At 54.3% G+C, this 21,275-nt stretch carries 18 protein-coding genes; 8 read left to right on the top strand and 10 right to left on the bottom strand.

Features of this window, described 5'->3' with window-relative positions; translation table 11 throughout:
• Positions 1-37: 37 nt before the first annotated feature.
• Both fdhF and ACMGG3_RS19905 read left to right on the top strand, forming a co-directional pair.
• Complete coding sequence (fdhF, locus tag ACMGG3_RS19910) at positions 38-2,185, top strand: formate dehydrogenase subunit alpha (protein ID WP_078774721.1); 2,148 nt, start codon at positions 38-40, stop codon at positions 2,183-2,185.
• A gap of 323 nt (positions 2,186-2,508) precedes the next feature.
• Complete coding sequence (locus tag ACMGG3_RS19905) at positions 2,509-3,183, top strand: tetratricopeptide repeat protein (RefSeq protein WP_014168236.1); 675 nt, start codon at positions 2,509-2,511, stop codon at positions 3,181-3,183.
• A 74-nt stretch (positions 3,184-3,257) separates the two neighbouring features.
• On the opposite strand, the gene gltP is transcribed toward ACMGG3_RS19905, so the two are convergent.
• Positions 3,258-4,571, bottom strand: a complete 1,314-nt coding sequence (gltP, locus tag ACMGG3_RS19900) for a glutamate/aspartate:proton symporter GltP (RefSeq protein ID WP_013095082.1) — start codon at positions 4,569-4,571, stop codon at positions 3,258-3,260.
• Positions 4,572-4,994: 423 nt separating this feature from the next.
• Here gltP and acs point away from each other — a divergent pair, with 423 nt between their 5' ends.
• The 3 genes from acs (at position 4,995) to actP (ending at position 8,985) form a co-directional block, all read left to right on the top strand.
• Positions 4,995-6,953, top strand: coding sequence for an acetate--CoA ligase (gene acs, locus ACMGG3_RS19895; RefSeq protein WP_414149395.1), 1,959 nt, complete (start codon positions 4,995-4,997; stop codon positions 6,951-6,953).
• Positions 6,954-7,024: 71 nt separating this feature from the next.
• Complete coding sequence (locus ACMGG3_RS19890; protein ID WP_014168233.1) at positions 7,025-7,339, top strand: DUF485 domain-containing protein; 315 nt, start codon at positions 7,025-7,027, stop codon at positions 7,337-7,339.
• Positions 7,336-8,985 (top strand): cation/acetate symporter ActP, encoded by a 1,650-nt coding sequence (gene actP, locus ACMGG3_RS19885; RefSeq protein WP_014168232.1) that lies wholly within the window; start codon positions 7,336-7,338, stop codon positions 8,983-8,985. Before ACMGG3_RS19890 ends, actP begins: the two co-directional genes overlap by 4 nt.
• 32 nt (positions 8,986-9,017) lie before the next feature.
• Here actP and ACMGG3_RS19880 read toward each other — a convergent pair whose 3' ends face one another.
• Positions 9,018-9,707, bottom strand: a complete 690-nt coding sequence (locus ACMGG3_RS19880; RefSeq protein ID WP_023310063.1) for an LrgB family protein — start codon at positions 9,705-9,707, stop codon at positions 9,018-9,020.
• On the bottom strand, positions 9,700-10,110 hold the full coding sequence (locus ACMGG3_RS19875) for a CidA/LrgA family protein (protein WP_414149394.1): 411 nt from the start codon (positions 10,108-10,110) through the stop codon (positions 9,700-9,702). Before ACMGG3_RS19875 ends, ACMGG3_RS19880 begins: the two co-directional genes overlap by 8 nt.
• A 102-nt stretch (positions 10,111-10,212) precedes the next feature.
• Here ACMGG3_RS19875 and ACMGG3_RS19870 point away from each other — a divergent pair, with 102 nt between their 5' ends.
• Complete coding sequence (locus tag ACMGG3_RS19870) at positions 10,213-11,094, top strand: LysR family transcriptional regulator (RefSeq protein WP_025206385.1); 882 nt, start codon at positions 10,213-10,215, stop codon at positions 11,092-11,094.
• A gap of 48 nt (positions 11,095-11,142) precedes the next feature.
• Here ACMGG3_RS19870 and ACMGG3_RS19865 read toward each other — a convergent pair whose 3' ends face one another.
• The 4 genes from ACMGG3_RS19865 to soxR form a co-directional block, all read right to left on the bottom strand.
• Positions 11,143-12,789, bottom strand: a complete 1,647-nt coding sequence (locus tag ACMGG3_RS19865; RefSeq protein WP_014168228.1) for a Na+/H+ antiporter — start codon at positions 12,787-12,789, stop codon at positions 11,143-11,145.
• A gap of 152 nt (positions 12,790-12,941) precedes the next feature.
• On the bottom strand, positions 12,942-14,291 hold the full coding sequence (gene ghxP / locus ACMGG3_RS19860) for a guanine/hypoxanthine transporter GhxP (RefSeq protein ID WP_020882835.1): 1,350 nt from the start codon (positions 14,289-14,291) through the stop codon (positions 12,942-12,944).
• A gap of 296 nt (positions 14,292-14,587) precedes the next feature.
• Entirely contained in the window at positions 14,588-15,259 is a 672-nt protein-coding gene (locus ACMGG3_RS19855) for a glutathione S-transferase family protein (RefSeq protein ID WP_148576926.1), read from the bottom strand.
• Positions 15,260-15,561: 302 nt separating this feature from the next.
• Complete coding sequence (gene soxR / locus ACMGG3_RS19850) at positions 15,562-16,020, bottom strand: redox-sensitive transcriptional activator SoxR (RefSeq protein WP_014168225.1); 459 nt, start codon at positions 16,018-16,020, stop codon at positions 15,562-15,564.
• A gap of 98 nt (positions 16,021-16,118) precedes the next feature.
• On the opposite strand from soxR, the gene soxS reads away from it, so the two are divergent.
• Positions 16,119-16,445 (top strand): superoxide response transcriptional regulator SoxS, encoded by a 327-nt coding sequence (soxS, locus tag ACMGG3_RS19845; protein WP_013095071.1) that lies wholly within the window; start codon positions 16,119-16,121, stop codon positions 16,443-16,445.
• A 6-nt stretch (positions 16,446-16,451) separates the two neighbouring features.
• On the opposite strand, the gene ACMGG3_RS19840 is transcribed toward soxS, so the two are convergent.
• Positions 16,452-18,017, bottom strand: a complete 1,566-nt coding sequence (locus ACMGG3_RS19840) for an EAL domain-containing protein (protein ID WP_063858548.1) — start codon at positions 18,015-18,017, stop codon at positions 16,452-16,454.
• 339 nt (positions 18,018-18,356) lie between these two features.
• On the bottom strand, positions 18,357-19,757 hold the full coding sequence (locus tag ACMGG3_RS19835) for a sensor domain-containing diguanylate cyclase (RefSeq protein ID WP_032681915.1): 1,401 nt from the start codon (positions 19,755-19,757) through the stop codon (positions 18,357-18,359).
• A gap of 489 nt (positions 19,758-20,246) precedes the next feature.
• On the opposite strand from ACMGG3_RS19835, the gene ACMGG3_RS19830 reads away from it, so the two are divergent.
• Entirely contained in the window at positions 20,247-20,528 is a 282-nt protein-coding gene (locus ACMGG3_RS19830; protein ID WP_020882839.1) for a YjcB family protein, read from the top strand.
• Between the two features lie 63 nt (positions 20,529-20,591).
• On the opposite strand, the gene ssb1 is transcribed toward ACMGG3_RS19830, so the two are convergent.
• The gene (ssb1, locus tag ACMGG3_RS19825) at positions 20,592-21,119 is read right to left on the bottom strand and encodes a single-stranded DNA-binding protein SSB1 (protein ID WP_020882840.1); all 528 of its coding nucleotides are present in this window, start codon (positions 21,117-21,119) and stop codon (positions 20,592-20,594) included.
• Between the last annotated feature and the right edge of the window lie 156 nt (positions 21,120-21,275).

Genomic DNA, 21,275 nt, shown 5'->3' with positions numbered 1-21,275 from the left:
TAGTGGGGCGTAAGCATTGATTAACTGGAGCAGACTGATGAAAAAAGTCGTCACGGTTTGCCCTTATTGTGCCTCGGGTTGCAAGATCAACCTGGTGGTCGATAACGGTAAAATCGTCCGGGCGGAGGCCGCCCAGGGGAAAACCAACCAGGGCACGCTGTGCCTGAAAGGCTACTACGGCTGGGATTTTATTAACGATACCCAAATCCTTACCCCACGCCTGAAAACCCCTATGATCCGCCGCGAGCGCGGTGGCAAGCTGGAAGCCGTCTCCTGGAGCGAGGCGCTGGATTATGTCGCCACGCGCCTGAGCGCCATCAAAGCCAAGTATGGCCCGGATGCGATCCAGACTACCGGCTCTTCACGCGGTACCGGTAATGAAACCAACTATGTAATGCAAAAATTCGCGCGCGCCGTTATTGGTACCAATAACGTCGACTGCTGCGCTCGCGTCTGACACGGCCCATCGGTTGCAGGTCTGCACCAGTCGGTCGGTAACGGCGCTATGAGTAACGCGATCAACGAGATAGATAACACCGATCTCGTGTTTATTTTTGGCTATAACCCGGCGGATTCTCACCCTATCGTCGCGAACCACGTGATTCGCGCCAAACAGAATGGGGCGAAAATCATCGTCTGCGATCCGCGCAAAATTGAAACGGCACGTATTGCGGATATGCACATTGCACTGAAAAACGGCTCGAATATCGCGCTGTTGAATGCGATGGGCCACGTCATTATTGAGGAGAATCTCTACGACCAGGCGTTCGTCGCGACCCGTACGGAAGGGTTTGACGAGTATCGGAAAATTGTCGAAGGCTACACGCCGGAGTCCGTCGAAGCGATAACCGGCGTAAGCGCGCAAGAGATCCGCCAGGCAGCGCGGATGTACGCCGGGGCGAAAACCGCGGCCATTTTGTGGGGCATGGGCGTCACCCAGTTCTATCAGGGCGTGGAAACCGTACGCTCCCTGACAAGCCTCGCGATGCTGACCGGAAATCTGGGCAAACCGCATGTGGGCGTGAACCCGGTACGTGGTCAGAATAACGTGCAGGGTGCGTGTGACATGGGCGCACTGCCGGATACCTATCCGGGCTATCAGTACGTTAAGTTCCCGGAAAATCGTGAGAAATTCGCGAAGGCCTGGGGCGTGGAGAGCCTGCCGGAACATACCGGGTATCGCATCAGCGAGCTGCCGCACCGTGCGGCGCACGGTGAAGTGCGTGCCGCCTACATTATGGGTGAAGATCCGCTGCAGACCGACGCCGAGCTGTCAGCGGTGCGTAAAGGCTTTGAGGATCTCGAACTGGTGATTGTCCAGGATATCTTTATGACCAAAACCGCGGCGGCGGCGGATGTGATTTTACCGTCAACGTCATGGGGCGAGCATGAAGGTGTTTACACGGCGGCAGACCGCGGCTTCCAGCGCTTCTTCAAAGCGGTGGAGCCGAAGTGGGATCTGAAAACCGACTGGCAGATCATCAGCGAAATCGCCACCCGCATGGGTTATCCGATGCACTACAACAACACCCAGGAAATCTGGGACGAGTTACGCAAACTGTGTCCGGACTTCACCGGTGCCACCTATGAGAAAATGGGTGAACTGGGGTATATCCAGTGGCCGTGCCGCGATGAGTCAGAGGCCGATCAGGGCACGTCGTATCTCTTTAAAGAGAAGTTCGACACCCCGAACGGACTGGCGCAGTTCTTCACCTGCGACTGGGTCGCGCCAATCGATAAACTCACCGATGAGTATCCGATGGTGCTCTCTACCGTGCGTGAAGTGGGCCACTACTCCTGTCGTTCGATGACCGGTAACTGCGCTGCGCTGGCGGCACTGGCGGATGAACCGGGCTATGCGCAGATCAACACCGCTGACGCAGAGCGTCTGGGTATTGAAGATGAAGCCCTGATCTGGGTGCACTCGCGTAAAGGACGCATCATTACCCGTGCGCAGGTCAGCGACCGACCTAACAAAGGGGCGGTCTATATGACCTACCAGTGGTGGATTGGTGCCTGCAACGAACTGGTGACAGAGAACTTAAGCCCGATAACCAAAACGCCGGAGTATAAGTACTGCGCCGTACGCGTGGAGCCGATTGCCGACCAGCACGCCGCGGAACAGTATGTGATTGACGAATATAGCAAGCTGAAAGCCAGACTGCGCGAAAGCGCGTTGGGTTAATGCCGTTAATTAATCGATGAATAAAAGGGGTGACTTATTCACCCCTTTTTTATTTCTTAATAAGCTATTTATATTATCAATATATATTGTGCACGCTGCCCCGCAGCAATAATGTCATTAGCACCGAAATAAATACCCGGTTTTGTATTTTAATTCAGTGAGAGAATCTCCCGCGCGAGCGTCTAATGCCCTCTTTCACAAGCATTATTGTGAGACGAAACGCGGCGGACACCGGGAAATGTTCATTCACCTTTACCGCGCCCGTTTTTTTCTTCTGCGACGACGATTATACTGCGCGGCGTGTACCCAGATGATAAGAATCCATGAAATCAATTTTTCTAATGTTGTTATTTTTTACGTCACTCGTTCACGCGGATGAGATTGGCAGCCAGTACAAGCAACAGGCGGAAGCGGGTGACGCCCGCGCTCAGTATTACCTTGCCGATACCTACTTCAGTTCCGGCGACAGCAAGCAGGCCGCGCAGTGGGCAGAGAAAGCAGCAAAAGGGGGCGATGTCGACGCCATGGCGTTGTTATCGCAAATCCAGTTTACACAGGGCGATTACGCGCAGGCCAAAGCGCTGGCGCAGCAGGCCACTATCGCCGGCAGTAAACGCGGCGCAATTATGCTGGCACGCGTGCTGGTCAACACCCAGGCAGGGAAAACCGACTACCCACAGGCCATCGCACTGCTGCAAACGGCAACCGAAGATATCGACAACGACTCCGCGGTGGATGCGCAAATGCTGCTGGGGATGATTTATGCCAACGGCGTTGAGGTGGCGCAGGACGACGTCAAAGCCGCGTCGTGGTTCAAACGCAGCTCCTCCCTTTCGCGTACGGGTTACGCGGAGTACTGGGCCGGAATGCTGTTCCAGCAGGGCGAGAAAGGCTTTATAACGCCGAATAAGCAGAAAGCGCTCTACTGGCTGAACCTGAGCTGTACCGAAGGGTTTGATACGGGATGTGAAGAATTTGACGCGTTGAGTGGGGAGTAAAGCCTCTTACACGGCCCTCTCTTTTGGACAGAGAGGGAATGCGAAAAGGCCGGGTTAACCCCGGCCTTTTTATTTTACTGGTCTGCGGTCTTATCAAAACGACCCAGCACTTCGCGTTCATACGCCAGCGCTTTTTTACGGTCGAATTTGTGCTCCCACTTAGCGATAACCAGCACCGCCAGGGCGTTACCCACCACGTTCAGCGCCGTACGCGCCATGTCGAGGATACGGTCGACACCGGCGATAAACGCCAGACCTTCCAGCGGGATCCCTACGCTGCCCAGGGTCGCCAGCAGGACGACAAAGGAGACGCCAGGTACGCCTGCGATGCCTTTTGAGGTCACCATCAGGGTCAGCACCAGCACAATCTCCTGCCACAGAGACAGGTCAATGCCGTACAGCTGAGCAATAAAGATAGCCGCAATACTCTGGTACAGCGTGGAGCCGTCCAGGTTAAAGGAGTAGCCGGTTGGCACCACAAAGCTGGTAATCGATGCCGGCGCGCCGTAGGCCTCCATCTTCTCGATAATACGCGGCAGTACGCTTTCAGAGCTTGCCGTGGAGTACGCGAGAATCAACTCATCTTTGAGAATACGGATCAGGATCCAGATGCTCAGCCCACACAGGCGCGCCACAATTCCCAGCACCACCAGCGCGAAGAACAGGATGGCGAAGTGAACCAGAATCACCAGCTTCGCCAGCGGCCACAGGGAGGCGAAACCGAAGTTCGCCACGGTTACCGCGATAAGCGCAAACACCCCAACCGGCGCGTAGCGCATCACCATGTGAGTCACTTTGAACATGGTTTCAGAAATTGAGCGGAACACGGTGACCAGCGGTTCACGGTGCGTGGCAGGCAGGGAGGAGAGACCCAGACCAAACAACACCGAGAAGAAGATGATCGGCAGCATCTCGCCCTTCGCCATGGAAGCCACGATGTTGGTCGGCACCAGCGAAAGGATGGTTCCCATCAGGCCATGCGCGTGGCTCTGTACTTCAGCGGTAGTGCTTTGATATTTCGAAATATCCACCGTCGCCAGCTGCGACATATCGATCCCGGATCCTGGCTGGAACACGTTCGCCAGTGTGATGCCCAGAATGATGGCAATCGTCGTGATCACTTCGAAATAAAGAATTGTCTTCGCGCCGATACGGCCTAACTGTTTTGCATCCCCCACACCGGCAATGCCGACGACCAGCGTTGAGATAACAATCGGTACGACAATCATCTTGATCAGATGAATAAAGATATCCCCTGCCGGCGAGAGCAGGTTCGCAATCAGCCACTCGCGGCTGTCGCTGTGATAATGCAGGTAGCTACCCAGCAGGATACCCAGCACAAGGGCTAGCAAGATTTGCCAGGCCAGGCTGACTTTAACGTTTTTCATAGAAACTGACTTCCTCAATGAAGCGCCCTATTCACATAAACTGCATGAATATGGATACATACTGAAAGGGTATGAATTGTGTTGCGTTGGTTTATGGGATTTTTTAACGCGGCGTATGAGTATCATTTGCGCGGCATGTTGCGCAAGCCTTAAAGAACGGCACATTTCGCTGCAAAAAGCGGTCATGACGTGAGTTTGTCACAATTCCCATCAATAACTTTTTGTTATAAAAAGGCTTTTTTAATGGAAATTGTGAATAATCGGCACGGTGAATTATTTTCCTTCAAAGTTTCATTCGCTCATTTTTCATACTCTTCAAACAATGCGTGATCTGTAGCCCAAATAATAAACAAAGCTTGTAAAGCCCCTACTATTAACGTTTTTGCGACATATTATTAACATCTTACAAGGAGAAAAAAAGCCATGAGCCAAGTACATAAACACGACATTCCCGCAAACATTGCGGACCGTTGCCTGATAAACCCGGAGCAGTACCACGAGAAGTATCAGCACTCCGTCTCCAGCCCGGACGTCTTCTGGGGTGAGCAGGGCCATATTCTTGACTGGATTAAACCTTATCAGAAGGTGAAGAACACCTCCTTTGCGCCCGGCAACGTCTCCATTAAATGGTACGAAGACGGCACGCTGAACCTGGCAGCAAACTGTCTTGACCGCCACCTTGCCGAACGCGGTAATGAAACGGCCATTATCTGGGAGGGCGACGACGCCTCTCAAAGCAAACACATTACTTATAAAGAACTGCACCGCGACGTGTGCCGCTTTGCCAACGTTCTGCTGGAAAGGGGCATTAAAAAAGGCGACGTGGTGGCTATCTATATGCCAATGGTGCCTGAAGCGGCGGTAGCCATGCTGGCCTGCGCGCGCATCGGTGCGATTCACTCGGTGATTTTTGGCGGCTTCTCACCGGAAGCGGTCGCCGGACGTATTGTCGATTCCAGCTCGAAACTGGTGATCACGGCCGATGAAGGCGTGCGCGCTGGCCGTGGCATTCCCCTGAAGAAAAACGTCGATGAAGCGCTGAAAAATCCGAACGTGAAAACCGTCAGCAACGTCATCGTCCTCAAGCGTACCGGCGGCAAGATCGACTGGAACGAAGGACGCGACCTGTGGTGGAGCGATCTGATTGAAAAAGCCAGCGACCAGCATCAGCCGGAAGAGATGAACGCGGAAGATCCACTGTTTATTCTTTACACCTCCGGCTCAACCGGCAAACCGAAAGGTGTGCTGCACACCACCGGCGGCTATCTGGTCTATGCCGCTACCACCTTCAAGTACGTATTCGACTACCATCCGGGCGACATTTACTGGTGTACTGCCGACGTGGGCTGGGTCACCGGTCACAGCTACCTGCTTTACGGCCCGCTGGCCTGTGGTGCCACTACGCTGATGTTTGAAGGCGTACCGAACTGGCCAACGCCGGCGCGCATGTGTCAGGTGGTCGATAAACACAAGGTCAATATTCTCTATACCGCCCCAACGGCGATCCGCGCATTAATGGCGGAAGGCGATAAGGCCATTGAAGGCACTGACCGCTCTTCGCTGCGCATCCTCGGTTCCGTTGGCGAGCCCATCAACCCGGAAGCCTGGGAGTGGTACTGGAAGAAAATCGGCAACGAAAAATGTCCGGTAATGGACACCTGGTGGCAGACCGAAACCGGCGGCTTTATGATCACCCCTATGCCGGGTGCAACGCAGTTAAAAGCCGGTTCAGCAACTCAACCGTTCTTCGGCGTACAACCTGCGCTGGTGGATAACGAAGGCAATCCGCTGGACGGGGCCACCGAAGGCAATCTGGTGATCACCGATTCCTGGCCGGGCCAGGCGCGTACCCTGTTCGGCGACCACGAGCGCTTTGAGCAGACCTACTTCTCGACCTTTAAAAACATGTACTTTAGCGGTGACGGCGCCCGGCGTGACGAGGACGGTTATTACTGGATAACCGGGCGCGTGGACGACGTGCTGAACGTCTCCGGCCACCGTCTGGGTACCGCGGAGATTGAATCCGCGCTGGTATCTCATCCGAAGATCGCCGAAGCCGCCGTCGTTGGGATCCCACACAACATTAAAGGCCAGGCGATTTACGCCTACGTCACGCTGAATCATGGCGAAGAGCCGTCACCAGAGCTGTATGCCGAGGTGCGCAACTGGGTACGTAAAGAGATTGGCCCGCTTGCCACGCCGGACGTACTGCACTGGACCGACTCTCTGCCGAAAACCCGCTCAGGCAAAATTATGCGCCGCATATTGCGCAAAATCGCAGCCGGTGACACCAGCAACCTCGGTGATACCTCAACGCTTGCCGATCCTGGCGTGGTGGAAAAACTGCTCGAAGAGAAGCAGTCCATCGCAATGCCATCGTAACGCGATCTCCCCTCTCCCCCCGGGAGAGGGAATAAAAAAACCTCCCCTATAAATACTTCTGGAGACCTCTGATGAATAACGATATTTGTCAGCAGATAGAGAATAGTGCGCACTACAGGGAGCTCGTGGATAAACGGCAACGGTTTGCCTTCTTACTTTCCATCATCATGCTGATTATTTACGTCGGCTTTATTCTGCTGATTGCCTTTGCCCCACACTGGCTCGGTACGCCGCTGCACGCGGGCACCAGCGTCACGCGCGGAATTCCGATTGGGATTGGCGTAATAATCATTTCGTTTGTGCTGACCGGCGTGTACGTCTGGCGCGCCAATGGCGAATTCGATCGTCTTAACAGAGCAGTCCTGGCAGAGGTAAAAGCATCATGAAGAGAGTCCTGACGGCGCTTGCCGCCACACTTCCCTTTGCCGCCAACGCCGCTGATGCCATCACCGGCGAGGTACAGCGCCAGCCAACCAACTGGCAGGCGATTATCATGTTCCTGATTTTCGTGCTGCTGACGCTGTACATCACGTACTGGGCCTCGAAACGCGTGCGCTCCCGTAATGATTACTACACCGCAGGCGGCAACATTACCGGTTTTCAGAACGGGCTGGCGATTGCAGGCGACTTTATGTCCGCCGCCTCCTTCCTCGGTATCTCCGCGCTGGTGTACACCTCCGGCTACGATGGTCTGATTTACTCCCTCGGCTTCCTTGTGGGCTGGCCGATTATTTTGTTCCTGATCGCAGAACGCTTGCGCAACCTGGGCCGCTATACCTTCGCAGACGTGGCCTCCTACCGGCTGAAGCAGGGGCCGATTCGTACCCTCTCCGCCTGCGGCTCGCTGGTGGTGGTCGCGCTGTATCTGATTGCGCAGATGGTCGGCGCGGGTAAATTGATCGAACTGTTGTTCGGCCTGAACTACCACATCGCGGTGGTGCTGGTGGGTGTGCTGATGGTGATGTACGTCCTGTTCGGCGGCATGCTGGCCACGACCTGGGTGCAAATCATCAAAGCGGTCCTGCTGCTGTTCGGCGCCAGCTTTATGGCCTTTATGGTCATGAAACACGTCGGGTTCAGCTTCAATAATCTGTTCACTGAAGCGATGGCGGTACACCCGAAAGGGGAAGCGATCATGAGCCCTGGCGGGCTGGTGAAAGACCCTATTTCTGCGCTTTCGCTCGGTCTGGGTCTGATGTTTGGTACGGCCGGCTTGCCACACATCCTGATGCGTTTCTTCACCGTGAGCGATGCGCGTGAAGCGCGCAAAAGCGTCTTCTACGCCACGGGCTTTATGGGTTACTTCTACATCCTGACCTTTATCATTGGTTTTGGCGCCATCATGCTGGTGGGGGCGAATCCGGCGTTTAAAGACGCGGCGGGCGGGCTGATTGGCGGTAACAACATGGCGGCAGTGCATCTGGCCGACGCGGTAGGCGGTAACCTGTTCCTTGGCTTTATCTCGGCCGTGGCCTTCGCCACCATCCTCGCGGTGGTTGCCGGGCTGACGCTGGCGGGCGCGTCTGCGGTATCGCACGACCTCTATGCCAACGTTATCCGCAAAGGTGCAAGCGAACGTGATGAGCTGAAAGTCTCGAAAATCACCGTGCTGGTGCTGGGCGTGGTCGCTATTCTGCTGGGGATTTTGTTCGAGAAGCAGAACATCGCCTTTATGGTGGGGCTGGCCTTCTCCATTGCGGCAAGCTGTAACTTCCCTATCATCCTGCTCTCCATGTACTGGTCAAAACTGACCACCCGTGGGGCGATGATTGGCGGCTGGCTGGGGCTTTTGACGGCAGTGATTCTGATGGTCCTTGGCCCGACGATTTGGGTACAGATCCTCGGTCACGAAAGCGCTATCTTCCCGTATGAATACCCGGCGCTGTTCTCCATTGCCGTGGCGTTTATTGGTATCTGGGTCTTCTCCGCGACCGATAACTCGCCGGAAGGTAACCTGGAGCGTGAGAAATTCCGCGCCCAGTTTATCCGCTCACAAACGGGTCTGGGCGTCGAGCAAGGCCGCGCGCACTAACCTCGTCTCCCCGGCCTTACTGGCCGGGGAAATCAGAACATCACCCACGCCACCAGCGGTGCAATCAGTACCATCACCACGCCCGAGAGCATCATTACCAGGCTTGCCACCACCCCTTCCTGCTGCCCGAGTTCATACGAACGTGCCGTTCCCGCACCGTGCGATGCCGCGCCAAATCCCGCCCCTTTCGCCATTCCTTCACGGATCGACAGCCGCAAAAAAAGCATGTCGCCAACCGCCATCCCGAAGACGCCCGTCACGACCACAAATAACGCGACCAGATCCGGCTGTCCGCCGAGCGGCTTGGCCGCGGCCAGCGCAAACGGGGTGGTGACCGAACGGACGGCCAGGCTGCGCTGAATTTCATCGGGCAGCGTAAACAGCCGGGCCAGCCAGACGGAACTGCAGACCGCCACCACCGTGGCCGTGATCACGCCAGCGCTGAGCGACATCCAGTGGCGTTTGATGATCGCCAGGTTGTCATACACCGGTACCGCAAAGGCAATGGTCGCAGGCCCCAGTAGCCACAGCAGCCAGTGGGATTCCCCAATGTAGTTCTGCCAGGAGATATGCCCGAAGACCAGCATCAGGACCAGCAGGATCGGCGTGAAGACCAGCGGCATCAGCGGCAGCGCGTGAAAACGGCGATACAGCCGTTTATTGGCAAAGTAGATCGCCAGGGTGGCAATCAGGCACAACACGCTTATCTGGAAGTTAGTCATGCTTTTGCCTGCTGATTTCAAACCGATACACTTTATCAACCACCCAGGCGGTGGCCCCCAGCACCATCAGCGTGCCCAGCGCAATGACCGCGAAGATACGCCAGCCATCTACCCTCAGCAGTTGCGCATAGTTCACCACCGCGACCACGGCAGGCACAAAGAACAGCAGCATCTCCGCCAGCAGCCAGCGCGCGCCGGCGCGTACCCAGTTGAGGGGGATAACGCGGCAGAGGATAAGCGTCAGCATCAGCACCATTCCGACCAGGTTGGCAGGCAGCGGCAGATGCAACCAGTTGACAAGATATTCCGCGAAAACAAACAGTCCCGCATAAAGCAGTACCTGAACCGGTACCTGAAGTCGTTGCACAACGGCAGGCGTAACACGGCTTAACGCCATGGCCATGGGGGTTTTCCTCAAAAATGAGACGAGGCGCCAGTATAGTGAGCGCACGTAATGGACTGAAATGAATTAAAATCATCAAAGGTATAGTTCCGAGGAATAATCATGGACATAAGAACGCTGCGCTATTTTGTCGAAGTGGTTCGTCAGCAAAGTTTTACCCGCGCAGCGGAGAAGTTGTTTGTCACCCAACCCACCATCAGCAAGATGCTGAAAAACCTCGAAGATGAACTGAACTGCACCCTGCTTATCCGCGACGGACGCAAGCTGCTGCTGACCGATACCGGGCGGGTCGTCTTTGAACGTGGGCTGGCGATCCTGGCGGAGTTCCGCCAGCTGGAAGCGGAGCTTGGCGATATCAATCACCTGACAAAAGGGCTGCTGCGCCTCGGCATCCCACCGATGGTTGGGATGATGATGGCCGGCCCCATCAGCCTGTTTCGCCAGCGTTATCCCGGCGTTGAATTGAAAATTTCCGAGTTTGGCGGCTTAACGGTTCAACAGGCGGTCACCAACGGCGAGCTGGATGTCGCCATGACCGCCCTCCCTGTGGAGGAAGAGAGCGGTCTGGCGACGCTGCCGCTCTTTAGCCACCCGCTGTGCGTGCTGGTACCCCGCTCTGGTGACTGGCTGAAGGTCGACACGGTGAAACCCGAACGGCTCGGCGAACACCCGCTGCTGATTTACAACGAAGATTTCGCCCTCAGCCGCCAGCTAATGGCGCTGTTTAATCAACACAACGTGAAGCCGCGCATTGCGGTGCGCAGCGGGCAGTGGGATTTCCTGGCCGCGATGGTGCAGGCTGGCGTCGGCATTGCGATATTGCCGCAGCCGATTTGCGAACGGCTCGATAAAAACACCCTGCGCTGGATCCCGCTGGAAAGCGATTTGCACTGGCAGTTAGGGATGATTTGGCGCGAAGGGGTTTATTTATCGCACAGCGCGCAGGCGTGGCTGAAATGCTGTGAAGGGTTTTGGGTCCCCTGACCCTCTCCGGGCGGAGAGGGTCAGGGTGAGGGCATCAGCCCGCACGGACTACTGATTCTCTATCAGCAAGGCTTCCAGCAAATCCAGATCGTGCAGCAGTTTTTGCAGCGTCTCATTGCTGATTTGCCGCGTGGCGCGCAGATGGTACAGCTCGGCACGCTCTGAGCGCAGCGCCGCCAGACGGAACCGGCGCTCCAGGTTCTCCTCCTGCAGCGAACTTTCCACATCGTTGCGGCCATCGGCACGACGACGCAGGTTACCAATCACGCGCGAACTCACTTCAGTCAGCAGCTGGTTGTCGATGTTCTCTTCCGTGTCCGCCGCAAGACGTTCTTCCATCTTCTGAATGGCCACAATCGCCACTTCGGCGGTCGCCGCGCGGGCAATACGCTCCTCTTTATGCTGCTGAGTCGAGTCACCCGTCTCAATATGCTGCAGCAGAAGAGGCAGCATTATCACGCCGACAAACAGTGAGAACAGAATCACCCCTGCCGCCAGGAACACCAGTTCATAGCGCGCCGGGAAGACATCGCCCGTGGGCAGCAGCAGCGGAATGGACAGCACACCGGCAAGCGTAATCGCCCCGCGAACGCCAGCAAAAGAAGCAATCAGCAGCTCCCGCGTGGTCCACGAGCCGAACTCCATCGGTTTTTTCGTCAGGAAGCGCATGCTGAATTTTTTCATCGTCCACAGCCAGCCGAAACGCACCAGCATCAGCGCCATGTAGATCAGCACGATATCGGTGAACAACATCCACGTTTCGACGTTCGGGTCGGCCTCGGCCGCCACCAGCGAGGATTCCATGATGCCCGGCAACTGCAGGCCCAGGAGCAGGAACACCATCCCGTTAAAGACAAATTCCAGCATTGCCCAGGTGCTGTTTGCACGCAGGCGCATGGCCAGCGGCGCACGGCGCATTACGCCGGAGCGGGTGATGGTCATCCCTGCTGCCACCGCCGCCAGAATGCCCGACACGCCGATATGCTCGGCAATCAGGTAAGAGGCAAACGGCAGAAGGAACAGCAGCACAATCTGTGTCGCCGGTTCATCGCCGCCCCAGCGGCTGAGGAAGCGCAGCGAACGACCATACAGCCAGCTCACCACAAACCCGGCCAGGATACCGCCAATCGCCACCTTGAAGAATTCCAGGGTCGCGCCGCCCACGGTAAAGATCATCGTGCCCATCGCGACGGCCACGGCAAATTTCAGGGCAACCAGGCCAGAGGCGTCATTCATCAGCGCCTCACCCTGTAAAATCCCCATGATTTTCTTCGGAATACGGCCTTCACCGACAATGCCGGACAACGCCACGGCATCGGTTGGTGACAGTACCGCGGCCAGCGCAAAGGCCGGAATTAACGGAATGCCCGGTACCGCCCAGTAGATCAGGAAGCCAATCCCGACCACCGTGACCACCACGAGCGCCAGCGCCAGGCCTAATATCTCTCGCCCGTGCTCAAGGAATTCACGCGTGGGCGTTTTCCAGCCATCGGCAAACAGCAGCGGCGGAATAAACAGCACGAGGAACAGTTCGGGGTCGAACTCCACGTGCAGGCCAAACGTCGGCCACGCCAGCAGCGCGCCGATGGCAATTTGCATTAATGGCAGGGGGACCTGAAAGGGCAGTACGCGTGTGACTACCCCGGATAGCGAGACCACAAGAGTCATGATGAGTATTGTGAAGAAGATTTCCATGCGTTCCCTGTTTGCTGTGTTTCTTAAAAGCCAAACCTAAGGCGTCGTGCCTGTTATTCTATCTTCCCCAGAGTAACGCAAAAGACAACGGGATGAGTCCTGAAAATAAAAACGGGCGGCCTGAGCCACCCGTTTTCGCATCAATGGACAACTTAGATTGCCCAGCCGCCCGCGTAGAACGCCACCAGCGCGACGGCAATCACAACGGTGCCGATGTTCAGCTTGCGCCACTCGCCGGAGACCAGACGCCCAATCACCAGCGACGCGAAACCGATCATGATGCCGGTCACGATATTACAGGTCAGCACGATAAAGACCGCCGTGATGAGGCCTGACATCGCATCCACAAAATCAGCAAAATCGATTTTCGCCACGTTACTCAGCATCAGCAGACCAACGTACATCAGCGCAGGTGCGGTCGCGTAGGCCGGCACCAGGTAGGAGAGCGGAGAGAGGAACAGGATAAGCAGGAACAGCACGCCAACGGTAATGGCCGTCAGGCCAGTTTTACCGCCTGCCGCCGTACCCGCAGCGGACTCGATATAGACCGCAGCCGGAGCCGCGCCCACCAGACCCGAGAAGACGCTGCTCAGGGAGTCGGTGGTCAGCGCTTTGCCGCCATCGATAATCTGACCGTCTTTATCCAGCAGGTTCGCCTGACCCGCGACGGCACGGATGGTACCCGTTGCATCAAACACCGCGGTCATCACCAGCGCCAGCACGCTTGGCAGGATCACCGGGTTCAACGCCCCCATGATATCCAGACTGCCAATCAGAGAGTTGCCTTTGTCATCGCTCAGCGACGGCATGGCGAAAATCCCGGAGAAGTGAACGTTAGGATCGAAAATCAGGCCAACAATGGACACCCCGATAATGGTCAGCAAAATGCCGCCCGGGACTTTCAGTTTTTCCAGACCAATAATCACCGCCAGACCGATCAGGGACATAATGACCGGGAAGCTCGCGAAGTGCCCCAACGCCACCGGCAGACCGTCCAGCGGGTTCTTGATCACCAGGCCGACGCCGTTTGCGGCAATCAGCAGCAGGAACAGCCCGATACCAATGCCGGTGCCATGCGCCACGCCCTGAGGCAGGTTGCGCAAAATCCAGCTACGGATGCCGGTGGCGGAGATAACGGTAAACAGTACACCCATCAGGAACACGGCACCGAGCGCAACCGGTACGCTGATGTGCTGACCCAGAACCAGGCTGAAAGCGGTAAAGGCGGTCAACGAGATTGCACAACCGATCGCCAGCGGCAGGTTCGCCCACAGGCCCATCACGATGGAGCCAACGCCCGCCACGAGACAGGTAGCAACAAAGACAGCAGCCGGCGGGAAGCCCGCTTTACCCAGCATACCCGGAACGACAATGACGGAGTAAACCATCGCCAGAAACGTGGTCAGACCGGCAACGATTTCCTGACGCACGGTGCTGCCGCGAGCCGAAATTTTAAAAATGGCGTCAAGCGAACCGCCAGTACGCGCAGATGGCGTAGACATAGAAAACATCCCCTGAGAGTTTTTATAGAAAGTCCGTAAGCGTGGTGGAGACGCCACTGCCAGCTAAACGTCAAATCCGTGTTTTGCATTTGCGACGAAAGGGGCGTCACAGAAAAAGCAAACGTTTAGCTCCGCGCTTACAAACGGGTGGTCAAATTAAGGCAAACGATTATCTAGCCTAATCCCCGCCCTTTTCAACTGAACTTTATCGTTTTTCGCTAAAATTCCCTTATGACGCTGAAGAAATAAACAGAGGATGCGCAAACGTTATCGTCTGTGCGCAATTTGTTTACATTTCACTCCCCACCCGGAATCGATAACGGACCACCTTGCTCCAGCGTTTTTTGCCAGCCAGGGCTGCTCTCTACTTTTTTCTTCCAGGCCTGGGTATGCGGGAGGTTATCGATGCCACCGCGCGCCAGCAGGGCAAAAATCGGGAAACTCATCTGAATATCCGCCATGCTGAGCGCGTCGCCGGCAAACCAGCTGTTTTCGGCAAGATGCGACTCAATAAAGCGTGCATGGGTTTCAAGCTGGCGGTTGAGATACGCTTTTTGCACTCCCTGCCCCAGCGCTTTACCCAACGTGCGGATACCAAACGGCACGGGCGGCTTACCGAGGCTACTGAAAACCAGCTTCATCAACAGCAGCGGCATTAGCGAACCTTCGGCATAGTGCAACCAGAAGCGGTATTGCACCTTATGCGCAGGATCCAGAGGCTTAAGCCGCGACTCAGGATCGTAGGTTTCCTGAAGATATTCGAGGATGGCCCCCGACTCGGCGAGGATCAGGCCGTTATCTTCAATAACCGGCGATTTGCCCAGCGGGTGCACTTTTTTGAGCGACTCAGGCGCCAGCATGCCCTTTTCGCGCTGGTAATGAACAATCTCATAGGGCAGGGAAAGTTCTTCCAGCGCCCAGATCACACGGTGTGAGCGGGACTGGTTCAGGTGGTGTACCGTGAGCATTGTGTTCTCCTTTTATTCATACTTTTTAACTATAGAAAATCGAACAACACCGCGAAAAAAATTCGCCTAAAAAACGGCCTGACCGACTGGCGAAAAGACGGGTCTTGCATAGAATTAAAGTTTCAGCACAATCCGGAACCTCCCAAACACGCTCGACATGAGGGGTGCTGATGTCGGGGGAAACCCTCCCGTGAACCAGCGGGATAGAGTGAAAGACAAAGACCGGGAAAAACTAAAGCGCCCTTTTGTGGCGCTTTAGTTCTTTATGAGGTGCGGTATGAGGTGCGGTTTTCTGCCGCATCTCAGTCTTCCTCCAGCAACCGCGCCCCTGTCCCCTGCTCACCCAGCCTGTCGCCCGGGTTACGCAACGGACAATCACTGCGCGACAAACAGCCGCAGCCAATACATCCGTCCAGTTCATCACGCAGCGCTACCAGCGTGTGAATGCGTCGATCCAGCTCTTCACGCCACTGAGAGGAAAGCTCTTTCCACTCTTTCGGGCTGAGAGAGTGCCCTTCCGGCAGCACGCCGAACGCATCGCCGATGGTGGCCAGGGGGATTCCGATTCGTTGGGCAATTTTGATAATCGCGACATAACGGAGCACATCACGCGTGTAGCGTCGCTGGTTTCCGGCGTTTCGGATGCTTTTAATTAACCCTTTGCTTTCATAGAAGTGGAGCGCCGACACCGCAACGCCGCTTCGCTTCGCCACTTCGCCGGGGGTTAACAACGCTTTAATTCGCGGCAATCTCTTTTCCATAAAACCTCTTTACCTCAAGTTAACTTGAGGAATTATACTCGCCCGCAGAGAAAACGACGAATCAACCAGGGCAGTTGTATCTACAGAGGGGCAACCTTATGTCGCATCAGCAAATTATTCAGACACTTATTGAATGGATTGATGAACATATCGACCAACCGTTGAACATTGATGTGGTCGCTAAAAAATCCGGCTATTCGAAATGGTATTTACAGAGAATGTTCCGTACCGTTATGCACCAGACGCTGGGTGAGTACATTCGTCAGCGCAGACTGCTGCTGGCGGCGCAGGCCTTACGCTCAACGCAGCGGCCCATTTTTGATATCGCGATGGATCTGGGATATGTGTCGCAACAAACCTTTTCCCGCGTGTTTCGCCGCGAGTTTGACCGCACACCGAGCGACTATCGCCACCAGTTGAATTAATGGCTCTCAATGCAAAGGTTGCTGCTGCCAGGTCATAAACTCCTGGGGCGGCATCGCTTTCGCGAAGTGCCATCCCTGACAGAACTGAACGCCACGCTTCAACAACCAGCTCACCTGCTCTGCCGTTTCCACCCCTTCCGCAATGGTTTTAAGCCGCAGGCTTTGTGCCATCTCAATAATATGCTCGGCGATAAGGTGGCTGGTGCTGTTGGTTGTTAGGGTGTCGATAAAGGATTTGTCGATTTTCAGAATATCGACATTCAGCGAATAAAGGTTGTGCAGATTAGAGTAACCCGTTCCAAAATCATCAATCGCCACTTCGTAACCCGCCTGACGGAACGCCTGAATAACCGGAGTGGTTTTAGGGACATCAATAAAACCGCGCTCCGTGACTTCAATTTTAATTTGCTGCGCACGTACGGCATAGTGTCGGGCCTTGTCCGAAATCATGGCGATCAGCCGTGAAGAGTGGAAATCCGTGGCCGACAGGTTAATCGAAATATAGAGATGCGGATGCGTTGCCAGGAATGTGCCCAGATCGCTGAATACCTCTTCGACAACATAATCCGTAATTCGCTCGCTCATGCCCTCTTTTTCCGCCAGCGGAATAAATTCAGCCGGGCTCATGACCGGCCCGTTAAAGCCAGGCCAGCGTAATAACGCCTCGGCTCCCACGCACTGGTTGTTCTTGATATCAATAATCGGCTGATAGTGGACACAAAGCTGGCGTTTATTAAGCGCTCGCTGCAGTAACCGCCCGGGAGAATTGAGTTCACGATGGGTGCGAGACCACACCAGCAAAATAATTATGCTGCAGATCATCCCCAGCGGTAGCGTCAACGTCGCCTGGTGATAAAGCATTTCATAAAAACGTTTATTCGACGTCGACACGATAGCGGCAATAGGCCGTTTTGGGGATTTGACGACCGTATAAAAACGGTTATCTTTTTGAAATACCGATTCCTTATCCCGAATCATCGAACTTAATAAAGAAACATTCGCGCGCTGACTGACGGAAAAGAATGCATTCGTTACCGTGTCGTATACCCCCCACGAAAGGGAATGATCTGTCGACATTACTTCGCTGTAGGAAAGCGGATTGACCACCACAACATAATTTCCGCGCTGCATATATGTCATTTTATAGCCAGTAAAAAATGGCGTATCGCGATAATAATAGATAGCAACGTCAGGTTTACGTGTGTAATTAGCCGTGGATATCAGATAAGGTTTGGCGGGTGTAAAAACGGTCGAACAAAGAAAATTCTGACCTTCTGCATAAATTAAATCCGCAACAAACAGACGACCCCGAACAACGTTCAACATATATTGGCGATGTTCTGGTGTACAACGCTCACCCTGATATTTTTCAGCCTCGTCGCGGGCCAGATCAACCTGTTGAATTACCAGCTCTGTTTTGTCTAACGCCAGTTCAGCAAAGGTGCGTAGTTGGGCGCTTGTTTCCGACACGGCTCTTATCTGGGCAAACCATAGCGCAAGCATCACCGGCAGCATAACTACCATGATGATCCCTACCACCCTGAGCATCTTGCGCCGCGCGCTACGATTCATTTCCCGCCCTATATCCCTGCATGTTGTACGCCTGTAGTAATGAAGGCCGGATGCTTTGTTTAACAGGTGATTACGTTGCATGAATCATGCGAAGTTAGCAACTGACTTTTAGTATTAAAAATCTTAATTTTCGTTATGACGATAATATTTTCCCGTAAGCTAAACTGTAAGTATTCGTTCCGTTTCAATTAAGGAAAATAATTATCCAGCGGGTACGGGAGGTTTGAAGATAACACAACAGAGGATCGTTGATTAAGCCAAACTTCTGGCAGTGTGAAAAAACAACAACGGCAACATGACATTTTATGCTATTTACTCGCGCGTATTTTGTTTTTTGATTTATAAATAATCAGCAGCCACCACCGTTTTCCCCCGACCCGTACGCTTGGCGTCATATAATGCTTTATCGGCACGCATCAGTAATCCTGAAGTATCGCGTTGGCCCTGGCAAACCTCCACCGCCCCGGCGCTGAATGACAGCACCAGCTTTTTCTCTCCCACCACGAGCGGGTTGGTTTTGAGGGCAGTACGTAGCCTCGCCGAAAAAAGGGCGCCCGCGTTGCCGTCGGTTCGTGCCAGCAGGAGCAAAAACTCCTCGCCGCCCACACGGCCAAGCGCAGCGTTCTCGGGGCTTAACTCACGGATAGCCTGGCAAAAGTGGATAAGCGCCCGATCGCCCACCTGATGCCCCCACCGATCGTTGATCTGTTTGAAAAAATCCAGGTCAAACATGAGCACGCAAAAATGGCTGTCAGCATCCTGCCTGGCATTTGCCGCCAGCGCGGATTCCAGCTGCTGTAAAATGGTTGAACGGTTAAAACACCCGGTAAGATCGTCCGTGGTCGCTTTCACTTCCAGCTGCTGTTCGGCTTTTTTACGTTCGGTAATATCAAGCCCGATATTCAGGACTGAGCTGTCCGGCAGCAGAATGTTTGACCACAAAACCGTCAACGGCGTACCGTCTTTACGCAGTGGATGCCACTCGTACATATCCTTTAGCGGCGAGACATTTACCGACTCCCTGACCCGTCGCCGCTCTTCCGGGTCGGGGTAAAACAGTGAGAGCGGATCGGCATGGGCGCTGATCTCCGCCATTGTCCAGCCAAATACTTTTTCACACTCAGCATTCCACAGCACGCAGCGGTTAAATTTATCGAATGAGTTCATTAAAACAGGCGCTCGTTCAAACAGGGTTTTATATTGGGTCACCACACGCTGCATTTCCTGCGCTGTTTTTTCACGAACGATAATTTCTGAAAAATAGTCTTTTAATTTTTCGACCAGCACCGCAACAATACTTTTCAGGATGGCCAGAGAATATAACGGCTCAGCAAACGCCAGAAAGAAATAGCCGCTGCCTTGTCCGTTATGGGTTGAAAGCTTGCATAACACCCCGCTTTGCAATTGCAAATAGCCAGGATGATGAGCGGAGAATAATGCGCGGCCGATATTCTCTTTCCAGTAGACGACCCGCCACGCACGGTGATGCTTCTCCAGCAGGGTACCGGCAAGAAAATCGGCCACCTCAAATGAGTGACAGGTCACTTCACCGGCACAGACCACGCGCTGCAGCCCGTCAGTATCAACGCTAATCCAGGCCAGGCTTGCCCCGAAGGCCCGGTTGATCGTCTCAAGCATCTCGCCCAGCGAACAATGGGCGTGAAGCTGGGGCATCAGATCTGCCAGCGCATGCAACGCCTGCAGGCTGTCATTAACAATCTCACGTCGTTTTTCTTTCATTTTTTTCGCAGATTATTAAGCGTTAAACCGGACGCAACTTTCTTCAGATTCAAAAATCGGCGAGCCAGAGCAGGATGCTGAATATCAGCACAGCTGGAGTGCGAGACGTTGTGTGTAATTAAAAACGTACAAAGAGAAAAAAACCAATAAAATTCAAAAACCTGAATTATAGAATGCGAGTAAATTTATTTATCCACTCAAGCATAATCCAAAGGGTTGTTGCTGTAAACGTTCTACAGCACACCTCAATTTGCAGAGGATTTGTTATCTCAATGAATTTATTACCTGGAAGCGATAAAAGGGGGTCATTAGCGTGCAAAGATATATTTTCCCCTCAATCCTCGTGCGACGCCTGGCTGTGATAATTCCTGCTTTTTTCACCCGTCTGAGGCTGGCGAATAAATCAACAAATGTGATATAGTTCACACATATTGTGTAACGAGAAACACTGTTTCATTCAGTTCGTCTGCTTTGTTGAGGATGGGTTTTATGGCAACCATTACTACCAGCATGGTTCTCCTGCGCTGGCCTTTGTTAAGTGCGGTGCTGATGTTCCTGGCCAGCACGCTAAATATTCAGTTTCGTAAATCTGACTATGCTGGCCTTGCTGTCATCAGCACCCTGTTGGGGTTGGGCGCAGCATGCTGGTTCGCAACGGGCCTGCTTGGCATCACCCTGCTGGATCTCGCTGCCGTCTGGGAAAATATTAAAGTGGTCATGGTGGAAGCCATGAGCCATACCCCGCCAGACTGGCCGATGGTGATTACCTGATCCCTGAGATGAATAAAAAAACCCAGACCGAGGTCTGGGTTTTTTGTTTTAAACAGTCGGATATCAGAACGGAATATCGTCGTCGAAGTCCATTGGGGGTTCGTTAGACGGTGCTGGCGCGGACTGCTGCTGTGGGCGAGACTGCGCGCCACCGCTGAACTGGTTGCCGCCCTGTGGCTGCTGAGGCTGACCCCAACCGCCCTGCTGCTGCTGACCGCCACCTGCTGGTGCGCCACCGCCCTGACGGCCACCGAGCATCTGCATGGTGCCACCCACGTTGACCACAACTTCCGTGGTGTACTTCTCAGCGCCGGCTTGATCGGTCCATTTGCGGGTACGCAGCTGGCCTTCAATATAAACCTGAGAACCTTTACGCAGATACTCACCAGCCACTTCCGCCAGTTTGCCAAACAGCACAACGCGGTGCCATTCGGTCTGCTCTTTCATCTCACCGGTCGCTTTATCACGCCAGGATTCGGAAGTAGCCAGCGTAATGTTGGCAACTGCGCCACCACTCGGCATGTAGCGTACTTCCGGGTCCTGGCCCAGATTACCGACGAGAATCACCTTGTTTACGCCTCTGCTGGCCATGTTCGTGTCTCCTGAATACGTTTCTTAATAGTGTAAACGCGCGAGTGTACCATTTCCACGCTGCAATTTGCATAGTTGCGTAGTCGGTTCCGAAATCTCTCGCGAACTCGACATTGTTACACAGTGAATCAGAAAATGCATTCCAATACTGTATAT

This window comes from Enterobacter sp. BNK-18 (genome assembly GCF_047456135.1).
GTDB lineage: Bacteria > Pseudomonadota > Gammaproteobacteria > Enterobacterales > Enterobacteriaceae > Enterobacter > Enterobacter ludwigii.
Note: the sequence above shows the minus strand (reverse complement) of the source record. Positions and strands in the feature narration are given on the sequence as shown.